This is a genomic window from Holophagaceae bacterium (assembly GCA_016720465.1).
Taxonomy (GTDB): domain Bacteria; phylum Acidobacteriota; class Holophagae; order Holophagales; family Holophagaceae; genus JANXPB01.
In genome coordinates this window covers 224557-243173 of record JADKKO010000004.1, presented here as the reverse complement: position 1 = coordinate 243173, position 18617 = coordinate 224557, and the positions used below count along the sequence as shown (strand labels likewise).

Below are 18617 nucleotides of genomic sequence, written 5' to 3'. Positions count from 1 at the left end.
ACGGATCAGAACACGCGCAGCAGCGCGATGAAGCCGTTCACGGTCTTCACGCCTTCGATATCGCTTTTCAGGCCGATGCCCAGGTTCAGGCGCAGGGCGGTGAACCACCAGAAGCCGGGCAGGTCGCCGGCGATGCCGAGGCCGGTAAGGCCGTAGGTCTTCTGGTCGTCCAGGCTGCGGGCCCGGCCGTGGTCCAGGAAGACCGAAAGACGCAGATTGGGTCCCGCAGGGAGCACGGCCCCCAGGCGGGCGTAGGCGATGCGGTCGGCCGTGATGGAATTGCTGCGCATCCCGCTGACGATGCCGTTGAAATTCAAGGCCATGAAGCGGTCGAAGCCCCGGCCGCCGACCAGGCCGCCGCTGCCGTGCAGCCAGAGGCCGTTTCCGAGTTGATGGTCATAGCCGACGTTCCCGCCCCACCTAGTGAAACGGCCTTCATCGGGGACTGATTGCGGATCATCGGGAGTGCCGTAAACGCCTTCCGGGCGCTGTCCCTTTCCGTAGAAACCCTGGATTTGGAAACCCCGGTAAAGCCAGCCCAACTCGCCCCGGAGCTCTTTGGTGAGGCCCGATGGGGGCAGCGCGAATCCGGGAGTCCTGGCCCCATCATCGCTGGTCTCCGAGTAGCGGTCGTATTCGAACCGGGCCATGGCCTCGAAGCGGAAGCCTTTCCCCAGATCGTGGCCCAGATTCAGATTGAGCGTGGCGAAGCGGCGGGCCACCTCGTCCTTGCCCGAGAGCTTGCCGTTGATGACCGGCCGCTCGCCCGCGGGATAGAGGAGCGCCGTTGAATCCAGATTCAGGTTGAAGCCGCCGGGCAGGCGGGGAATGGCCACCGCGGCGGTGTTGAAGAGCAGGGCGGTAAGCGCGTTGATCTGGATGCCGCGGTCGAAGGCGTTGAAATCGTAGTAGACCAGGCCCGCCAGGGGCAGGACCGGCGGCTTGAGGCCGGGGTCCACCACGATGACGCCGGCGATGGCGCGGCCGGAGCTGCGGGGCTTTTCCTCCATCTTCCGGGTGCCATCGGCCTGCCGCGTGAAATAGCGGATGCCTTCGGGGCTCTCCTTCAGCATGGTCTGCGTGGACCTGCGGGCCGCTTCGCGCTCCGCATCGAAGCCCGGGCCATTGATGTCCAGGTTGGTGAGGACGAGCTTGCGCTGGACCTGGGCCACGCCCCCAGGACTCACCCAGCGTTCGAAGGTCTGGGTCCTCAGGACGCGCCAGACGCCAGGCGCGGCTTCGCCGTAGCTCAGGATGCGCCGCTCGGATTTCACGGTGCCTGGCAGATTGGCGCGCTCGCTCCGCTCCTCGATGACGCGGCCGGTGCTTTCCTCCACGACTACCTCGCCGCGGAACAGCGTGGCGTCCTGGTCCACGGGGTCGAAACGGATGTTGCGGAGATTCGGCCCCTCGGGCCCGCCATCCCGGTACCGGTAACGCTCCGTGAGGCTCAGCGCCACCGGAGCCGCGAGGCTGGTGCGGCTTTCAACGATGGGCAGTTGCACCTCGCCTTTGAGGTTGGCCGTCACCCCGTTGAAACGCACCTGCTCCTGCAGCAGTTCCGGCGTTTCTCCCGCGCGTTCGAAGTATTTGAAGGTGAAACCCAGGTCCGCGCCCATGCTCCGCGTGCCTTGCATGTGCAGATCCACATCCAGCCTGGCCTTGAGGCTGCGCTGCGCGGCCCGGCTTCGCAATTGCTCCGCCCTCATCTTCGCCAGGAGGGCGCCCACGTCGTAGGCATCCGCCGCCGACACCGCCACCTCCGTGCGCTCCTTGGGCAATTCCGCCGAAGCCCATTCCCCATTGAGGAATCGCCAGCGCCGGGCCCCCTGGCCCCCACGCTTGCGCAGCATCAGGTCTCCGTTGCCCCCTTCCACTTCGGTGAACTCCGGAGGCAGTACCGCGGCGAGCCGGGCCGCAGGACCGCCGCGGGGCACGATGATGTGGCCTCCGTCCCCCAGGATCGTGGATGCCTCGGCCCCAGGGTCCGCAGGAAGCCAAAGGAACCAGGGACGTCCCGGGAAGCTTTCCTGGGCCTTGGCCAGACGATCCCTCCAGAGCCCGGGATTGCCGCCTAATTCCGATCCCAGGAGGGCACCTCCGTCCACGGCGCCCCAGGCGGTTTCGTCCACCAGCGACGGGCCTTCCGCGTCGAAGGCGATGAACAGCTTTTTGACGGGGTCCTGGGCGCGAAGCGCCTGGCTTGCGGCCAGCAGCAGCGGCAGCCGCGGCCCTGTCCTCGGCAGCAGGATCCGGATCGAGGGGGCGCCACGGAACGGTTCGATGCGGGAGAGCCAGGCCCTGCCGGCTGATTCCACCTGGGCGGGATCGCGAGCATCCACGGGAACCAGAGTGCGCGCGTCCGCATCCCTCAAATCGAGCAGCATGGGTTCGGGCACCCCCACCTGGATGGGCGCCTGGGCAAGGAGCAGGGGTGTCGTCAGGGCCCCTGTCAAACAGGGGACAAACAGGGCCGGAACGGCTTTGCCGCAATGCGCCACAGGGACTCCAATTGGCAGACGAGGAAATCTTGATTCTGCCCCGTTGCCGCATTCTGCGGAAGGGACCTGGCATGTGGGTATTCTTGAGAGAGTTCATGCATTCAAGCGAGCGAGGCCCATGCGTTTCACGGTGAAATTGACTACCCCCAACGGCGACATCCTGACCAAGGATTTCGAAGCCGCATCCACCGAAGACGTGCGCGCCCGCGTGATGTCCGAAGGCGGCTTCCCCATCGAGATCGCCAAATCCTCCAGCACCTTCAGGAGCACCAGGCAACTCAAGGCCGAGACGCTCATCCTCTTCAACCAGGAATTCCTGGCCCTGCTGAAGGCGGGCATCCCGCTCCTGCAATCCCTCGAGCTGCTGAAGGGCCATGGCAAGGATGCCTTGCTCCGGAGCAGCCTGGAGCGGGTGGTGGAGCTGGTCAAGGAGGGCATGGCCTTCTCCGAGGCCCTGGAGCAGACCGGAACCTTCCCGGCGGTGTACCGCGCCAACGTGGTGGCGGGCGAGCGCAGCGGCACCCTTCCCGAAGTGATCTCCCGCTGGCTTTCCTTCCAGAAATTCGCGCAGACCAGCCGCCGCCGCATCACCGAAGCCCTGATCTATCCGGCCTTCCTGGTGGTGGTGCTTTTCTCGAGCCTGATGATCCTGTTCAATGTGGTGCTGCCGCGCTTCAACGAGATCTACAAGGGGGGCAAGATCGAGATGCCCGCCGCCACCAGAATCCTGCTGGGCATGGGCGAATTCATGCGGTCCACGGTCTGGATCCAGGCCATCCTGCTGGTGGTGCTGATCTTTGTCATCCGCTGGATGGTCAGCACCGATGCGGGCCGCCGGGTCAACGAGCGGATCCTGCTCTCGATCCCGCGCATGGGCACCCTCTACCGCATGTACCACTCTTCGGTGTTCTCGCGCACCCTGGGAGTCCTGATCGCAGGCGGCATGCCCGTGCTGCAGTCCATCGAGGTCATCCAGAAGACCACCGCCTCGGAGCGCATGAAGCTGCGGCTCAACATCGTCGCCGAGCAGGTCCGCGCCGGCTCCAGCCTGCATCTGGCCCTGGACCAGGCGAAGCTGCTGGATCCTCTCGCGGTGGAAATGTGCCGGGTCGGCGAAAGCGCTTCCGCCCTCCCAGAGATGCTCAACCATGTGGCGGACTTCTTCGACCAGGAAGTCGAGAAGGCAACCACCGCCGTGACCAGCCTCATCGGCCCCATCCTCATCCTCTTCATGGGCGTGACGGTGCTGGGCCTCCTGCTGGCCGTCTACGTGCCGTTGTTCAACGCCGGCAACGCGGTGCAGTGAGTTAAGAGCTATGAGCTATGAGCCATGAGCTATGAGCTAAAGATGACGCGCCGAAGGCGCATCCAATTTGCTGATAGCTGATAGCTGATAGCTGATAGCCGATAGCTGATAACCCACCGCCCCGGTCACCGATACTTCTTCTTCAGCCACTTGTTCGGGTCCTCGGGCTTGGTCTGGTAGCGGATCTCGAAGCCCAGGCGCGGTCCGTCCAGGGTCTCGCCGACGGTTCCCACCGTGTCGCCCTGGCGGAGGGTCTGGCCCTTGGATACGGCGGTGGCCTGCAGGTGCGTGTAAAGGGTGTACCAGCCGTTGCCGTGGTCCACGATGACGATGGGGCCGTAGCTCTGGTAGGGCTCGGCCAGGATCACCTTGCCGTCGGCCACGGCCGCCACGCGCGAGCCGATGTAGGCCTCGATGAGCAGCCCGCTCTGGAAGGTCTTGGTGTGGAAGCGGGGATGCAGGTGTTCCCCGAATCCTTGGGCCAGGGTGCCCTCCACGGGACCCGGCAGATCGCCGCGCAGGCTCGTGAAGCTCACGGGGGCCTCGAAGGTTTCGGCCTTGGATTTCCCGATCAGGCCGCTGAGCATTCGCTCCAGCTGGATGGCTTCCTCCGCCAGCTCCGCCTGCACCTGCTTTTGGGCCTGTTCATCCTGCTGCAGCGCGCCCAGGAAGGACTGGAGCTTTTCCTCGCTCAGGGTCAGCCCCCCTTGAAACTGGGCCGCTTCCTGCTGTTCGGAGGCGAGGCGGGCGAGCACGGCCTTCAATTCATTCTCCCGCTGGGCGAGATCCCCTTGCAGCCGCTGGATCTGGTTGATGCGCTTGCGTTCCTGCAGCCGCCACCAGGACAGGTGGCGGGTCTGCGTGAGGTAGGATTCGAACCCGGAGGCATCGGGCAGGAAGGCCAGGTCGCCCAGTTCTCCCCGGGCCTGGATGAGGCGGATCTGCTTGCGGAGGTCCTTGCGCAACCGGTCGATTTCAGTGCGGATCTTGGCCTGGTCCGAGGTGATCTGCTGCGCTTCCAGCTGGGCCTGGTCCTGTTTGAGCCTGGCGCCATCAAGCTGGGCCCGCACCCGGTCTCGCTGCAACGAGATGCCCTGCAGCTCGACCATCACGCCTTTCCGCCGTTTCTTCAGCGATTCCACCTGCTGATCCACCTGGGCCATGCGGGATTGCAGGGCCGCCAGGCGCTGCTTGAGCTGCGTGGAATCCGTGGCACCCGCCGGGGCCTGGGAGTCGCCCATCACGTTCGACGCAGCGAGGATCCACAGCAGGGAAGCCGCCGGAATCCTCAAGTCTTCTTGCCTTTCCGGGCCGGAATGGCGCAGAGCAGCGCCGCGAGCACCAGGGGGCCGCCGATGGAAAGGGGCAGGGCTGACGGCGCGAAGGGATCGCTGGGGAGCTGGCCCGAAGGCAGGAGGCTGACGATCGCGCCGACGGCTTTCACCCCCGCGGCGCTGAATCCCATCTGCTCCCCGAAATCCACCACGTAGACGAGTTTCGTTCCGATCTCCTTCAAAAGCAGCGCCAGCAGCACGGCCAGCCCCGCGTTGCTCTGCAGGAGGCGCATCAGGATCGCGGACCAGAGGAGCAGTTGCAGGCCCAGGAGCAGGCCCAGCAGATCGGCCTGGAGCAGGGCCGCGGGGAAGGGTGTGCCGAGCAGCTTCCAGGCCGCCGCCCAGAAGGGGAGGAGCGCGACCTGGCTCAGGAACAGGCCATGGAGGAAAGCCAGGCCCGTGGCGATGAACAGGCCCTTGATCCGCTCCCCGAACGTCGAAGCGCCCAGGGCGCCCGCCACGCCCATGAACCCGCCCATGAGGATCACGGATGGCACGATCCAATACACCAGCACGCCGAGATTGGCAGTGGCGTAAGTGTTGATGGTTTCATCGCCCTTGGGCAGGATCCCGCCGAAGACCAGGAGGTTCGTTCCGTCCGAGCGGATGCCGGCGAGCACTAGGCCCGTGAGCAGCAGAAACACGCAGGCCCACACGATGCGCAGACGGGAACTGCCAAAACGGTCCATGGAGACTCCGGGAATCCACCAGTTTAGCTTGGCCCGGCCCGATGGGCCGGACGGCTTGGTGAATTGGGTGCAGCGGCTTAAGGTAGAGGTTCCGCAACAGGAGCTCCCATGAACCCCGACCTGCTGACCCGTGAAGCCCTCGCGGCCTTTGCCGCCGAACACCGCGAAGCGTTCGAGGCGGAGTTGCGCCTGCTCGTCGAGATTCCCTCCATCAGCGCCGATCCGACCCGCGCGGGCGATGTGCGCCGCTGCGCCGAGGCCGCCCGGAACCTGTTCGAACGCCACGGCGGCCAGGCCGAAATCCTGGAGACCGATGGCAATCCTTTCATCCACGGGTGGCTCGGGGATGACCCCGAGTGCTCCACCATCACCGTCTACAACCACATGGACGTGCAACCCGCCAACGAACCAGAGTGGACTGCCGAACCATTCAATTTCGTCGTGGACGGAGACACCTACCGCGGCCGCGGCAGCACCGATGACAAAGGCCCAGCGGTGACGGCCCTGTTCGGCGCCCTGGCCGCGAAAAAGGCGGGCGTTCCCTTGAACATCCACTTCCTATGGGAGCTGGAAGAAGAAATCGGTTCGCCGAACTTCGCCAGCGGGCTGGACAAGCACAAGGACCGGTTCAGGACCGATGCTATCGTCGTGAGCGACACGGTCTGGCTCACCCGTGGCAAGCCCAGCACCCCGGCGGGGCTCCGGGGCCTCAAAGGATTCCTGCTGACCCTGGAAACCGCGGACCACGACCTGCACAGCGGCGTGGTGGGCGGCGCCGCGCGCAATCCGCTCGCGGAGCTCATCGAACTGGTGAGCAAGATGATGGATGGCGACACCGGCAAGGTGAAGATCCCCGGCTTCTACAAGGAAGTGGCCAAGCCTTCGAAGAAGGAGCTCGCGGGCTGGGCCGCCAGCGGCTTCACGACCGAGACCTTCATGAAGGACCACATGATCAAGGGCCTGCGCACCATGGATCCCATCGGGATCCTCAAGCGCGTGTGGGGAAGGCCCACCATGGAAGTCCACGGCGTGGTGGGCGGCTACACGGGGCCCGGCATCAAGAGCGCCGTGCCGCCCCGGGCCGAAGTCAAGCTGAGCTGCCGTCTCGTACCGGACATGGACGAGCACAAGACCATGGACCGCATCAAGAAATTCGTGAAGAAGCACAATCCTGATGTAGTCGTGCATGAAGAGCACGGCCTCGCCCCCTTCAAGGGCCACGTCACTGGCCCCTACGCCGAGGCCATCCGGGATGCCTACCAGTTCGCGTTCGGCGCGCCCTGCACATTCACCCGCGAAGGCGGCAGCATCGGCGCCGTGAAGACCATGGAGGACATCCTGGGCTGCCAGGTCTTCTTCCTGGGCCTGAGCCTCCCTGAGCATGGGTACCACGCCCCCAACGAGAACTACGACTGGGAGCAGGCCGGGGGCGGCATGGCTGCCTTTGCGCACTACTTCCAAACCGTGAGCGGAATCAAGGAGGGTTGATCCTCGGCCCTGCCTCTTCGCATCTGATTCGGGATCCACTACCCTTCAGGAATGTCGAGCCTCCGCACCGCTCTGCCCACCATCAATCTTGCATTCGTAGCCACGGTTTTTATCCTGCTCGGGATCGCACCCAAGGCAGATCGGTTCACCTGGTTCATGGAGAATTTTCCGGTGGTTCTGGGTGTCCCCGCGATCATCCTCGCCTGGCGGCGCTTCCCTCTCACCATCCTGCTCTGTGTTCTATTGGCGCTGCATGCAGTGGTGCTGATGGTCGGCGGGCATTGGACCTATGCGGAAGTCCCCGCGGGCTTCTGGGCGCAGAAGGCCATGCACCTGGCGCGCAATCCCTATGACCGTCTCGGCCACCTCATGCAGGGTTTCGTTCCAGTCCTGCTCTTTCGAGAAGTGCTCTTCCGCAAGGGTGTGCTGAAGACCGGGCCCTGGTCCGTCTTCGTGCTGCTGCTCATGGTCCTGGGCCTCTCGGCGGCCTACGAACTGCTGGAGTGGCAGACCGCGGTATGGACCGGGAGCGCGGCGGATGCCTTCCTGGGTACCCAAGGGGATGCATGGGACACGCAGTGGGACATGGCCTGCGCCGGGATCGGCGCCGCGGTCTCGCTGGCGTTGCTCTCCCGCGCCCATGACCGGCAGCTGCTCAGGATCAGTGAACCTGGCGGAGCTCCTTGACAAGCAATCAAAATGATATCATATTGATCGCTCTTGGAGGACCCCATGTATCAAGAACGTTCCTATCCGGCCTTGGTCGGCCTGCCCATGCTGGTGCTGGGCATCGCCCTGGTACTCGCCGTCCCCGCCTGCATCATCGCTGCTGCGAACACAGGGATGCCGCTGCTCGCGGTCGCTGGGGCCGTCTGCCTGATTTCAGCGATCTTCACGCTATCCGGGCTCTTCATTGTGAATCCCAACGAGGCTGCGGTGTTGCAGCTCTTCGGCGACTACAGGGGAACCGTGCGCCGCGAGGGCATGGCCTGGGCCAATCCCTTCCTGACCAAGCGCAAAGTCAGCACCAAGGTCCGCAGCTTCGAGAGCCAAAAGCTCAAGGTGAACGATCTGGACGGCAACCCCGTGGAGATCGCGGCCATCATCGTCTGGAAGGTGGTGGATACCGCCGAGGCCAGCTTCCAGGTCCAGGACTACGAGAAATTCGTGCAGGTGCAGAGCGAGGCGGCCTTGCGGAATCTGGCCATGCGCTTTCCCTACGACCAGCACGATGACCAGAAGATCTCCCTTCGGGGCCACACCGAAGCCGTGGCGGGCCACTTGAAGGATGAAGTCCAGGCGGTGCTGAACCAGGCTGGCGTGGAGATCATGGACGCGCGCATCAGCCACCTGGCCTATGCGCCGGAGATCGCCCAGGCTATGCTGCAACGCCAGCAGGCCGGTGCCATCATCGCCGCCCGCAAGCTCATTGTGGAGGGCGCGGTGGGCATGGTGGAAATGGCGCTGGCGCGGCTGGACGAACACGGCGCGGTGCATCTTGATGAAGAGCGCAAAGCCGCGATGGTGTCCAACCTGCTGGTGGTGCTGTGCGGCGAGCGGGCGGTCCAGCCTGTGGTGAACGCCGGCACGCTCTACAACTGACCCTGTGGCTGAACGGAAAGCTTTCTTGCTCCGGATGGACCCGGAGCTGCTCGCGGCCCTGCAACGCATGGCCGACGAGGAGCTGCGCTCCCTCAACGGGCAGATCGAATTCCTGTTGCGGGAGGCCCTGCGCAATAGAGGGCGTGAAACGAAGGCATCATCTAGTAGACCCATCCGAAAGCGCCCATGAGCCTTGCTTTGGAACTCATCCATTTGACCAAGAAGTTTGGCGAGTTGACCGCCGTGGACGATCTGTCCTTCTCGCTCGAGGCTGGGACTTTTTTAGGATTGCTGGGGCGCAACGGCGCGGGAAAGAGCACCACCCTGAAGATGGTGACGGGATTGCTCAAGCCCACCTCGGGCAGCGTCCGCGTCCTGGGCATGGAGCTCGAAGCCGATCCCATTTCCGTGAAACGGCAGATCGGCGTCATGCCCGAGGACATGGCCTTGCTGGAATACTTGAGCGGGCCGCAGTATCTGCGGTTCGTGGGGCGCATGTATGGGTTGGATGAGGCCACCATCGATGCGCGGCGCGAGGAGCTCTTCGGGAAGCTGGATCTCGCGCCGGCCCCAGGCACGCTGGTGGCGGAATACAGCTTCGGCATGAAGAAGAAAATCGCGCTCTGCGCAGCGCTCATCCATGGGCCGCGGATCCTGTTCCTGGACGAGCCCTTCGAGGGCATCGACGCGGTCACCAGCCGCACCATCAAGGACATCCTGCTGACCCTGCAGCAGCGCGGCGTGACCTTGATCCTCACCACCCACATCCTGGACGTGGTGGAGAAGCTCTGCCCCCTCATCGCGATCCTCGATGAAGGCAGGCTCAAGGGGTACGGCACGCTCGATGAGATCCGGGGAAGGGCCAACGGCGAGAGCCTGGAAAGCCTTTTCGTGGAACTCGTCGGCGGCGCGCAGACAGGCGAGCTGTCATGGCTCTAGGATTTGTCTCGCCCTTCCGCGCCGTCCTCGCCGCCCACTTCCAGGCCACCTGGAACCGCTCTGCCAAGGAGATGGGCAAAAGCGGCCGATGGGCCATGCTGGTAATGATGGGCCTGGTGGTGCTGTTCGGGGGCTTGCCGGCCATGGGGATCTCCGCTGTGGCGGGTTACGCGCTCGGCGCTCACTTTGATTCCACCCGCGCGCCGCTGATTCTTGGCGCGGTGTTGGCCCTCGGCGCGGCCATGGTAGGAGCCATTAGCGGAATCATGGGCGGCACCAAAGCGCTCCAGTGGGAGAGCTACCGCGTCTACCCGCTGTCGCTGCGGCAGATTTTCGCCGCTGAATTGGTGGCGGGCATCGGCGACCCGTGGCCGACCCTGGCGGGCCTCAGTGCGCTGGCGATGTTCCTGGGCCTCTCCGCCGCGCATCCGGCCCTGCTTCCCATCGCGCTGCTGCTCTGGCTCCAGACCTTGCTGTGGATGCTGCTCATCCAGCATTTCGTGGGGAGCCTCGCGGCTGCTCTGATGAAGCGGATGAAGCTCGCGCTGGTGGTCTTCGGGGTTTTCGTCTGGATGCTGTCTGTGATGGCGTCCATGCTCCCCAAGTATTCGGCGCCCAATCCAGGCGCGCACCTGGGCACGGTCCTCACACCCGAACGCATCGCCCTAGTAAAGCAGGCGGGCCAGGTGGTCCTCGCCGGCCTGGGCATGCTGCCCAGCACCCACGCGGCCCGAAGCCTCAGCGATACCCTTCAGGGCGCCTGGCTCCCCGCGCTGCTGCACCAGCTCACGCCCATCCTGTTGCTGCTGATCGCGCTGGCGCTGCAAGCCCGGCAAATGGAACGGGAAGCGGATCCCCAGGCGCTGGCGGTGAAGGCTTCGCCGCAGGGAGCGGAAAAACTCTGGAGTTTCCAAAGCCCCGCGGCAGGTGTCGCGAAATTGCATTGGAAAACCTTGATGGGCAGCCATCTTGGCCGTTTCGGCCTGTTGATGCCGTTGATGACCGTGGTGCTCCTGAAGGGGCCCTTCTCGCAGATCCGCGGCCAGGCCATGTGGGCCATTCCGGGCGCCTTCGCCTACCTTGCCCTGGCCGGGAACCAGATGCAGTACAACCAGTTCGGACTCGACGGCCATGGGGTGAAGTCCCTGCTGCTCCTGCCCATCCGCGCCCGAGACATCCTGCTGGGGAAACTCGGCGGACTGGCCATGTACCAGGGCTTGCAGGCTGGGCTGCTGCTCCTGCTCGTCGCCCTGCTGATGCGGCCTTCGCCGATCGAACTGCTGGCCGCGCTGTGCCTGGGCGGCTGCCTCTTTTTCGTGCAGATGGGCCTGGGCCACTGGACTTCTTCCTGGCTGCCCAGGGCCATGCCCAGGGACAGCCTGAAAAGCGGGACGATGCCCATGCCGGTGGTGTTTATCGGCATCGGAATGGGCATCGTGAATTTCGGCTTCTTCGGCGGCACCTTCATGCTCTGCGCGTGGAAGGCGCCCGGCCTCCTGCTGCCGGTGATGGCCCTCCTGCTATCTACCTGCGCCCTGGTCTACCGACACCTGCTGCCGACGTTCGAGGCCTATTTCGATGCGCGAAGGGAAAAGCTCCTGGAAGCGCTGGGATAGAACCGGGCCCGCGGGTTTTAAGCATTTGGCCTCATCACCCGCATGGGACTATGCTCGGACCGGACTTCCGGGAGGCTCAAGTGCGCCGTTCCATCATGCTTGTCTCAGTGATCTCGGGTTGGATCAGCCTGGCCACCCTCGGCTGCGGCACCACCAAGCCGCCCCCGGCCCCCCAAGCTCCCCAAGAACCCACGGCTCCGCCTCCGCCAAGCGCAGCGCCGGCCGCCGTCGCACCGCCCGCGAAGGAATCCGCGCCGGCCACTGGACCCGCTGCCGTTCCAGCAGCCAAAACCGCTCCCAAGACGCCGATGGGAACTGCCTCAGCCGAGCCCGCCAAGCCGGTCGCCGCGCCGCCGGTCCCCGTTGTGGCCAAGGAGTCCGCGCCCGCACCCGTCGCAGCGCCCTCCAAGCCGCCCGCAACGCCTCCTGCCGCCGCCACTCCGGTCGAACCCAGCAAAGGCACCGAGACGCCTGCGGCCTCGCCCCACGCGAAGCTGGGCGCCGAGAAGTGCATGATGTGCCACAAGGTCCAATATGCGTCCTGGAATCAATCCAAGCACAAGGGCAAGGGGCTCGATTGCGAGGGCTGCCACGGCAATGGCGCCGACTACAAGTCCATCTCCGTGATGAAGGACCGGGCCGCGGCGGTGAAGGCGGGGCTCATCCTCCCGGGCCTGGCCTTTTGCAAGAAATGCCATGTCAAGGGCGATGCTTCGCTGCTGCCTTTGGTCCACGCGCACAAGGCAAAGTGACCAGGCCTGGCCACGGCAAGCGGGATCGCGGCAAGGTGTGACGAAAACTACAGCAGTTCGGGGCTAGGGTGGATTGGACGCCCTGCCCGAGCTGCCGCACGGGGAGGTTGTGGTTCGGCCAGAAACCCTACATTCCTCCTCAAGAGGCACCCATGCGCAAAGACCTCGTGTTTGGTATGGCCGGCTCGGGCGGCGACGGCATCGTTTCCGCGGGCGAGTCCCTGCTTTCCGCCGCCGCGGCGGAGGGCTACCACGGGATGATGACCAAGAGCTTCGGGTCCCAGATCCGCGGCGGCGAGTCGTCCTGCCGGGTGCGCATTTCGACCGAGCATCTGCTGAATCCCGGAGGGGATCTGGATGTGGCCGTGGCGTTGAATTGGGAGGATTTCCTCAAATTCGGCGGCGAACTGCCCGTCAGCGGCTCCACGGTGGTGATCTACGAAGCGGCCACCAAGGTGGAGCCGGAGAAGATCCCCCTGCAGGGGGTGACGCCGCTTCAGGTGATCCCGGTTCCCATTGCGGAAATGGCCAAAACCACCGCCGGCACCGAGCGCGCGAAAAACACGGTGGTGCTGGGCCTCATCGCCGGCTGGTTCGGCATCGGCAGGGAAGCCGTCCTGAAGGGTTTCCGCAAGAAGCTCGCCAGCAAGGGCGAAGACGTGCTGCTGGCCAACGAGCGCGCCTTCAACGAGGGCATCAAATTCGCGCAGGAACATCCTCTGGTCGCACCCATGACCATCGCCCTCTCCAAAGGCGCCGTGTCGGGCAAGCTCATGACCGATGGCAACGACATGTGCGCCGCGGCGGCGATTTTCGCGGGGTGCCAGTTCTTCAGCGGCTATCCCATCACGCCCTCCACGGAAATCATGCAGTTCTTCACGGAACATGTCTGGAAATACGGCGGGGCCGTGCTCCAGGCCGAAGACGAGATCGCGGGCGTCGGCGCAGCCATCGGCGCGTCCTTCGCGGGGAAGAAATCCATGACCGCCACGTCCGGTCCCGGTCTTTCATTGAAGACGGAGATGATGGGCCTGGCCAGCATCGCGGAACTTCCACTGGTCGTCGTGGATGTCCAGCGGGGCGGCCCATCCACCGGGATGCCCACCAAGCCCGAGCAGTCCGACCTCTTCGCCGCGGCCTTCTCGGCCCATGGCGATGTGGTGCGGCCGGTTCTGGCCCCCACCTGCGTGGCCGACACCTTCCGCGTCACGGTGGAAGCCTTCAATCTTGCTGAAGAGTTCCAGACACCGGTCCTGATCCTTTCCGACCAGGAGATCGCCCAGCGCAAAGAGACGCTCGATCCCATCGATACCGCGCAATTCCGCATCGTGGACCGACTGAAACCCAGCCATACGGAGCTGCAGGACTACCACCGTTTCAAGATCACCGAATCGGGCATCAGCCCCATCAGCCATCCGGGAATGCTGGGTGGAACCTACCTGGCCTCGGGCATCGAGCACAACGCCAGCGGCGCCCCCACCGCCAGCGGCGAGGTGCACCAGCGCATGAACGAGAAACGGATCCGGAAATTCGATCCCCTGCACAACCGCCGGGATCTTTTCAACATCGAAGGCGATCCCGACGCGCCCTTGGCCCTGGTGGCCTGGGGGAGCATCGCCGGGGTCTGCTCGGAGGCGGTCTCCATCGCCCGGGAAGAGGGCCTGAATGTGAAGCTGCTGGTCCCCTACCTCGTCTATCCGGTCGCGGAAGGCGTCTACCGGAATTTCTTCGCGTCCGTGCAGCGCGGCCTGGTGGTGGAGCAGTCCCACCTCGGGCAGTTCTACCGCGTCCTGCGGATGTACGTGGATCTTCCGAAGGGTGTCGAATCCATGGCCCGGAGCGGCGCCAATCCCTTCCGGCCCCGCGAGGTCGTCGCGGTCCTGCACCGTCTCCTCGCCGAGCTGCAGCGCAGCCAGGCAGGCAACCTTCAGCCCCAGGAGTGAGGTCGAACATGAGCGAAACGACTGCTGCAGCGACGCCCGAAAACATCTACCTGCCCAAGGACTACAAGAGCGACCTGAAACCCATCTGGTGTCCCGGATGCGGCGATTTCAGCGTGGTCCAGGCGATCTACCGGGCCCTAGCGGCCATCGGCCGCGCTCCCCACGAGACGGCCTTCGTGTCCGGTATCGGCTGTTCCAGCCGCATTCCGGGCTACACGACCGCCTACGGATTCAATTCGGTGCACGGCCGCGCCCTGCCCATCGCGCAGGGCATCAAGCTTGCCAATCCGGACCTGCTGGTGCTCGCGGCGGGCGGGGACGGGGACGGCTTTTCCATCGGCGGGGGCCACGTCGCGCACCTGGTCCGCCGCAACATGGACATCACCTACATCGTGATGGACAACCAGATCTACGGGCTGACCAAGGGGCAGCTTTCCCCGACCTCTCCCAAGGGCCGCATCTCCTGCACCTCGAAGTACGGCAGCCTCGAAGAGCCGGTGAATCCGCTGCAGTACGTGCTCGGATACGGTGCGAACTTCGTGGCCCAGGGCTCGCCGGCGGATCTGCCCGGCATGGCCGCCATCATCGAGGAAGCCATCCGTTTCCCTGGCTTCGCCTTCGTCAACCTTCAATCGCCCTGTGTGACCTACGGCGAGGAATGCCAGCAGATCAAGGGCCTGAAGGCCATCATGGAGCCCCTGGACTCCATCGGCCATGATCCGTCCGATCGCATGAAGGCCATGGATATCGCTCAATATTACGGACAGAAACTCCATACCGGCGTGCTGTACCGGAATCCTGATCCGCCGCCCACCTACGAGTCCATGGTGAAGGAAAGGCAGGCGGAACTCGCCAAGGGCGCCTTGCCCAAGGAACGGATCCTGGAACTCTTCATCAAGCGGTGACCGGGGCCAGGAAAGGCCATGGGGGATGCCATGCACGAAGGAATGCAAGATACGGCAGCGCAGGCGGTACTCGGCCATGACGTCCTGAACCTGCTTTTAGAGTTGGGCGGGGCCGCCACCATCGACACCCTCCGGAGCGCCGCCGCTGAGACCTTCGGCCCCGACGCGGTCTACTGCAATTGCCATGGGGGCAGATTCGATTTCGACCAGTTGATGGAATTCTTCTCCACCCGGGGCAAGGTGGAAACTGATGGCTGGTCCGTCTGCCTGACTTATTCGCAGCCCTGCGGCGGGCATTGAACAACCAGGAGATCCGGATGAGCCAGTTCAAGATCGCATGGTTGCCCGGGGATGGCGTCGGTGTCGAGGTCATGGAGGCGGCCAGGATCTGCCTGGATGCGCTGAAGTTCGATGCCGCCTATACCCATGGAGACATTGGTTGGGAGTACTGGCGGACGGAAGGGGAATCCTTTCCCCAGCGGACCATCGATCTGTTGAAAGCCAGCGATGCCGCCATGTTCGGGGCCATCACCTCGAAACCCGTGAAGGATGCCGAAGCCGAGCTGGTGCCCGGCCTCAAGGGCAAGGGCTTCGTCTACCGCAGCCCCATCGTCCGCATGCGGCAGATGTTCGATCTCTACACCTGCCTGCGGCCCTGCAAGGCCTATCCGGGCAATGCGTTGAACTTCAAGGAAGGCATCGACATGGTGATCTTCCGCGAGAACACCGAGGATCTCTACTCCGGCGTGGAATTCAGCCCGGTTCCGGACGAACTGAAGACATTGCTGAAATCGTTGAGCAAGCCCTTTGCCCATTTCGCGGATATTCCCGGCAATGAGTTCGCCATCACCTGCAAGATCAACACCCAGAAGGGCTGCGACCGGATCATCCGCGCGGCTTTCGAATATGCGAAGCAATTCGGCTACCCGAAGGTCACGGTCATCCACAAAGCCAACGTCGTGCGCGCCACCGAAGGCATGTTCCTGGAGACCGGCAAGCGCATCGCGAAGGACTATCCCGGCATCCAGATGGACGACGCCAACGTGGATGCCATCACCATGTGGATGCTGAAGAACCCAAAGAACTACGGCGTCATGGTGGCCACCAACCTGTTCGGCGACATCGTGAGCGATCTCGCCGCCCAGATGGTCGGCGGGCTCGGCTTCGGCTGTTCGGGGAACATCGGCGACAAACTGGCCGTCTTCGAACCCAGCCATGGCAGCGCGCCGAAATACGCGGGCCAGTACAAAGTGAACCCCATCGCCACCATCCTGGCCGCGAAGATGATGCTGGATTGGCTGGGGGAGACCCAAAAAGGCGCGAAGCTCGAAGCCGCTGTGGCCGCAGTCATCCTCGAAGGGAAAGTGCGCACCTACGACATGGGCGGCAGCGCCACCACGCTCGAAATGGGCGAAGCCATCGCGAAAAAGCTATGAACAGGATCCTCATCCACGAAGTCGGCCCCCGCGACGGGCTTCAGGTCGAAAAGCTGGTCGTCCCGACAGAAATCAAGCTCGAATGGCTGGGACGGCTGATGGATTCGGGCCTCGACATCATCCAGGTGGGCTCCTTCATGCATCCGGGAAAAGTGCCCCAGATGGCGGACACGGATGAGCTGTTCCGCAGCCTGTCCGGCCGGAAGCGCCACCCAGGCACGATCCTATCTGGATTGGTGCTCAACGAAAAAGGTCTGGAACGAGGCTTGGGCTGCGGCGTGGAGATGTTCTGCATGGGCGTTTCCGCATCGGAGACCCACAGCCGCAAGAACACAGGCATGTCCAGCGACGATGCCACGAGCCGCATTGTCGCCATGGCGCTGGAGGCGAAAGCGGCCGGGAAGAAAGTGCAGGTCAGCGTCCAGAGCGCCTTCGGCTGCGGTTTTGAAGGCCTGGTCACGGAGGGGCGCGTGATGCGCATCGTGGAGGAATACCTGGCTGCGGGACTGAAAGCCATCAGCCTCGCCGATACCGCCGGGCACGCCCATCCAACGCAGGTATCCGGGTACATCCAGCGGATCCTCGGGATGGATTCCGGTGTCGAGATCACCGCCCACATCCACAACACCTACGGCCTTGGGATGGCCAATGTCTATGCGGCCATGGACGCCGGCGCCACCTCGATCGAGACGAGTTTCGGCGGCCTCGGAGGCTGCCCCTTCACCAAAGTGGCCGCGGGAAACGTGGCCACCGAGGATCTGGTGCATGGCCTACAGCGGATGGGACTATGTCCTGATATCAACCTGGAAACCCTGATCGGCCTGGCGCGGGATGTCGCGGCTTTCTTCGGGCGGGACCTGCCGGGCTGCGTCTACAAGACCGGGCCCTTGGCCGGGGAGCGGGGATGAGCCCGAAAATCCTGGAAGGCATCAAGGTCCTGGACCTCACCAATGTGCTTTCGGGACCTTTCACGACCTTGCACCTGGCCCTGCTCGGCGCCCAGGTCATCAAGGTCGAAAACCCCAAGGGCGGCGATCTCGCGCGCTGCCTGGGGATCCTGCCGGAGTTGAACAAGAAACTGATGGGAACCAGTTTCATCGCGCAGAACTGCAACAAGAAATCCATCACGCTGAACACCAAATCCGCCGAGGGCAAAGCGATCTTCCTGCGGATGGCCAAGGATGCGGATGTGGTGGTGGAAAATTTCAGGCCTGGCGTCATGGACCGTCTGGGGATCGGCTACGAGGTGCTTTCCGCGCTCAATCCCAAGCTGATCTATTGCGCCATTTCAGGCTTCGGGCAGACCGGGCCCGATGCGTTGAAACCCGCCTACGACCAGATCATCCAAGGCCTGTCCGGTGAAATGTCGGTGAACGGCGATGAGCGCCTGAACCCCCTGCGCGCCGGTTTTCCAGTCTGTGACACCGTGGGCGGGCTGAACGCGGCCTTCGCGGTAATGGCCGCGCTGTTCCACCGGGAGCGCACAGGCGAGGGCCAGTTCATCGACATCGCCCTGCTGGACAGCATCATGCCCCTCATGGGCTGGGTGGCGGCCAATCTGCTGATCGGCCAGCAGCAGCCCGCCCTCATGGGGAACGACAACTTCACCGCCGCCCCCAGCGGCACCTTCAGGACCCTGGATGGCCACATCAATATCGCCGCCAACAAGCAGGAGCAGTGGGAGGCGGTTTGCGACGTGCTGGGCTGCCCCGAGCTGATGGGCGACCCCCGCTTCCAGGAGCGGGACACGCGCAAGCGGAATCGGAAGCTGCTCACACCGCTTCTGGAAGAAAAGCTGGCGGCCAAGTCCACAGCCGCTTGGGTGGCGGCGCTCAATGCCAGGGATGTTCCGAGCGGTGAAATCCTGAGCCTGGAACAGGCCCTGCGCCAGCCGCAGATGGGCCACCGGGAAGTATTGAGGAAAATTCCATTGGAAGGATTCGGCGAAGTCGAAGTCTTCGGCCTCACGGCGCAGTTCGGGAAAACGCCGGGAACCGTGGAAACCCCGCCGCCGACCCTGGGGGAACACAATGCGGAGATCTACTCGGCCTTCGGCATCTCTGGAACCGAGCAAGCGGAATTGAGGGACAAGGGCGTGATCTGACA

17 protein-coding genes are annotated in these 18617 nt (G+C 64.1%); 14 read left to right on the top strand and 3 right to left on the bottom strand.

The window, feature by feature from the left end; translation table 11 throughout:
* Positions 1-5: 5 nt before the first annotated feature.
* The gene (locus IPQ13_08480) at positions 6-2501 is read right to left on the bottom strand and encodes a hypothetical protein (GenBank protein ID MBL0210928.1); all 2496 of its coding nucleotides are present in this window, start codon (positions 2499-2501) and stop codon (positions 6-8) included.
* Between the two features lie 118 nt (positions 2502-2619).
* Here IPQ13_08480 and IPQ13_08475 point away from each other — a divergent pair, with 118 nt between their 5' ends.
* Positions 2620-3807 (top strand): type II secretion system F family protein, encoded by a 1188-nt coding sequence (locus IPQ13_08475; protein ID MBL0210927.1) that lies wholly within the window; start codon positions 2620-2622, stop codon positions 3805-3807.
* 125 nt (positions 3808-3932) lie between these two features.
* Here the strand turns inward: IPQ13_08475 and IPQ13_08470 are convergent, their stop codons facing one another.
* Positions 3933-5099, bottom strand: coding sequence for a peptidoglycan DD-metalloendopeptidase family protein (locus IPQ13_08470; GenBank protein MBL0210926.1), 1167 nt, complete (start codon positions 5097-5099; stop codon positions 3933-3935).
* Positions 5096-5830 carry a hypothetical protein gene (locus IPQ13_08465; protein MBL0210925.1) on the bottom strand — a complete coding sequence of 245 codons (735 nt, stop codon included), beginning with the start codon at positions 5828-5830 and terminating at the stop codon, positions 5096-5098. Before IPQ13_08465 ends, IPQ13_08470 begins: the two co-directional genes overlap by 4 nt.
* Positions 5831-5938: 108 nt before the next feature.
* Here IPQ13_08465 and IPQ13_08460 point away from each other — a divergent pair, with 108 nt between their 5' ends.
* The 13 genes from IPQ13_08460 to IPQ13_08400 all read left to right on the top strand — a co-directional run bounded on the left by IPQ13_08460 (position 5939) and on the right by IPQ13_08400 (position 18615).
* Positions 5939-7318 carry a M20/M25/M40 family metallo-hydrolase gene (locus tag IPQ13_08460; protein ID MBL0210924.1) on the top strand — a complete coding sequence of 460 codons (1380 nt, stop codon included), beginning with the start codon at positions 5939-5941 and terminating at the stop codon, positions 7316-7318.
* A 51-nt stretch (positions 7319-7369) separates the two neighbouring features.
* Positions 7370-8005 (top strand): DUF2238 domain-containing protein, encoded by a 636-nt coding sequence (locus IPQ13_08455; GenBank protein MBL0210923.1) that lies wholly within the window; start codon positions 7370-7372, stop codon positions 8003-8005.
* Positions 8006-8050: 45 nt separating this feature from the next.
* On the top strand, positions 8051-8920 hold the full coding sequence (locus IPQ13_08450; protein MBL0210922.1) for an SPFH domain-containing protein: 870 nt from the start codon (positions 8051-8053) through the stop codon (positions 8918-8920).
* A gap of 4 nt (positions 8921-8924) precedes the next feature.
* Positions 8925-9110 (top strand): hypothetical protein, encoded by a 186-nt coding sequence (locus IPQ13_08445; GenBank protein ID MBL0210921.1) that lies wholly within the window; start codon positions 8925-8927, stop codon positions 9108-9110.
* Positions 9107-9859, top strand: a complete 753-nt coding sequence (locus IPQ13_08440) for an ABC transporter ATP-binding protein (GenBank protein MBL0210920.1) — start codon at positions 9107-9109, stop codon at positions 9857-9859. The genes IPQ13_08445 and IPQ13_08440 overlap by 4 nt, the downstream gene beginning before the upstream one ends.
* Entirely contained in the window at positions 9850-11475 is a 1626-nt protein-coding gene (locus IPQ13_08435) for a hypothetical protein (GenBank protein ID MBL0210919.1), read from the top strand. The genes IPQ13_08440 and IPQ13_08435 overlap by 10 nt, the downstream gene beginning before the upstream one ends.
* A gap of 80 nt (positions 11476-11555) precedes the next feature.
* Complete coding sequence (locus tag IPQ13_08430) at positions 11556-12227, top strand: hypothetical protein (protein ID MBL0210918.1); 672 nt, start codon at positions 11556-11558, stop codon at positions 12225-12227.
* 152 nt (positions 12228-12379) lie between these two features.
* Positions 12380-14170: a 2-oxoacid:acceptor oxidoreductase subunit alpha gene (locus IPQ13_08425; GenBank protein MBL0210917.1), complete on the top strand. Its 1791-nt coding sequence runs from the start codon at positions 12380-12382 to the stop codon at positions 14168-14170.
* 8 nt (positions 14171-14178) lie between these two features.
* Positions 14179-15075, top strand: a complete 897-nt coding sequence (locus IPQ13_08420) for a 2-oxoacid:ferredoxin oxidoreductase subunit beta (protein MBL0210916.1) — start codon at positions 14179-14181, stop codon at positions 15073-15075.
* Positions 15076-15105: 30 nt separating this feature from the next.
* Complete coding sequence (locus IPQ13_08415) at positions 15106-15375, top strand: DUF2492 family protein (protein ID MBL0210915.1); 270 nt, start codon at positions 15106-15108, stop codon at positions 15373-15375.
* Positions 15376-15392: 17 nt separating this feature from the next.
* Positions 15393-16511: an isocitrate/isopropylmalate dehydrogenase family protein gene (locus tag IPQ13_08410; GenBank protein ID MBL0210914.1), complete on the top strand. Its 1119-nt coding sequence runs from the start codon at positions 15393-15395 to the stop codon at positions 16509-16511.
* The gene (locus tag IPQ13_08405; GenBank protein MBL0210913.1) at positions 16508-17419 is read left to right on the top strand and encodes a hydroxymethylglutaryl-CoA lyase; all 912 of its coding nucleotides are present in this window, start codon (positions 16508-16510) and stop codon (positions 17417-17419) included. Before IPQ13_08410 ends, IPQ13_08405 begins: the two co-directional genes overlap by 4 nt.
* Complete coding sequence (locus tag IPQ13_08400) at positions 17416-18615, top strand: CoA transferase (protein MBL0210912.1); 1200 nt, start codon at positions 17416-17418, stop codon at positions 18613-18615. The genes IPQ13_08405 and IPQ13_08400 overlap by 4 nt, the downstream gene beginning before the upstream one ends.
* Positions 18616-18617: the final 2 nt, after the last annotated feature.